At 68.4% G+C, this 1,304-nt stretch carries 2 protein-coding genes; both read right to left on the bottom strand.

Features of this window, described 5'->3' with window-relative positions; genetic code table 11:
* Positions 1–145 precede the first annotated feature (145 nt).
* Positions 146–643 (bottom strand): DUF4919 domain-containing protein, encoded by a 498-nt coding sequence (locus ABZZ22_RS27000; RefSeq protein ID WP_354938659.1) that lies wholly within the window; start codon positions 641–643, stop codon positions 146–148.
* A partial coding sequence (locus tag ABZZ22_RS26995) for a DUF6782 family putative metallopeptidase (protein ID WP_354938656.1) occupies positions 640–1,304 on the bottom strand: 665 nt, incomplete at its 5' end. The genes ABZZ22_RS27000 and ABZZ22_RS26995, both read right to left, overlap by 4 nt.

Here is a 1,304-nt window from a genome sequence, read left to right as displayed (position 1 = left end):
ATGCCTGTCCAGGACTTGGCTACGCCGCCTGCTTCGAGTTCGTCGCGGCTGGTCTCGAGGTTGCGGAGGTCGGCTTTGAGTCCGTCGCCGGCGTCGCCGAGGGGTGCTGCTTTCCAGGTTTTGACCTGGCCGAACGTGATCGCCATCAGACCAGCGCGGTGGCGTCGAAGTGGACGAGGGTCCCGTCGGCGCAGGTGTGGCGGTCGATGCGCCGTCCGTCGGCCTCGAGGAGCTCCTGCTGTCCCGGCTCCTTCTTGAGGGCACGGAGCAGGTCGTATTCGTCGCTGATCCGCAGCACCGTCCACGGGTGCTCCTCGGAGCCGTCACCGGTCGCCCGGATGCTCCGCAGCGCAGCGCTGGCGACCTGACGCTCGCGGGCCGCGGAGCGTTCCTCGCCGGAGCGCTCCAGGGCCGTCGCCAGGCGCAGGTGGGCCGACGGGCTGAAGATCGCCCCGGGCATGAGCGCCCGCAGCGCGGTCGCGGCCTCGGCGTAGGCGCCCTCGGCGAGCAGCTTGTCGACCCCGCCCAGGTCGAGATCGATGGTGAAGTTGGCGGAGTTGCGGATCGCGCGGCGAAGCGGCGCGAGCGTCTCGGGGCCGGGGTCGTCCAGGTAGGCGGTGACCAGGTCGGCGTACGTCGTCATTTCGACTCCTCCAGGAGACGGTCGAGCTCTTCGGGGGTCACATTGTCGAGATATTCGCGGCCGGTCTTGCGGGCGTCGACCTCGACGGGCTGGTTGTAGTAGGCGTCGTAGTCGGGGGAGGGGCTCTTGTAGTCGTCGAAGTTCTCCTCCCACTCGTTGGCCTGGTCCTCGGTGATGCCGTCTTCCTTGTGCTCGTCGAAGGGGTCGTCCTCCCACCAGAACTGCCAGTCGTTCTCGTCGCGGATCGCCTCGTGCTGGCGGGCGTGACGCATCTCGTGGGCCACGGTGTGCAGCAGGTCGGGGTCGTCGAGCCGGTCGGGATTGAGGCGTACGGCCTTCTCGCTCTCGCTCCACGATCCGTTGCCGCTCATCGAGTCGTCCCAGATGATGTCCTCGACCTCGACGCCGTACTCCTCGGCGAGCTCCTCGATCTTCTGGTCGATGATCGCCTTGCGCTCGGCGTCGGTGAGCTGCGCCCACCGCTCGGCGACCTCGGGGGACGCCATCCCGCGCTCCCTGCGGGTGTCGTCGAGGCCGTCGTTGGTGCCGGTCGGGATGGCATCGGTGAGGAGGGCGTCGACGCCGGCGGCTTTGGCGAGGGCGTTGGTGATGTCTTCGGCGATCTCTTGGGCGGTGGTGTTGCGGCTGTTGCCCCATTCTT

It is taken from the genome of Nocardioides sp. NPDC006273 (assembly GCF_040613495.1).
In the GTDB taxonomy this organism is placed as follows: domain Bacteria; phylum Actinomycetota; class Actinomycetes; order Propionibacteriales; family Nocardioidaceae; genus Nocardioides.
This window is presented reverse-complemented; position numbering and strand designations above follow the sequence as displayed.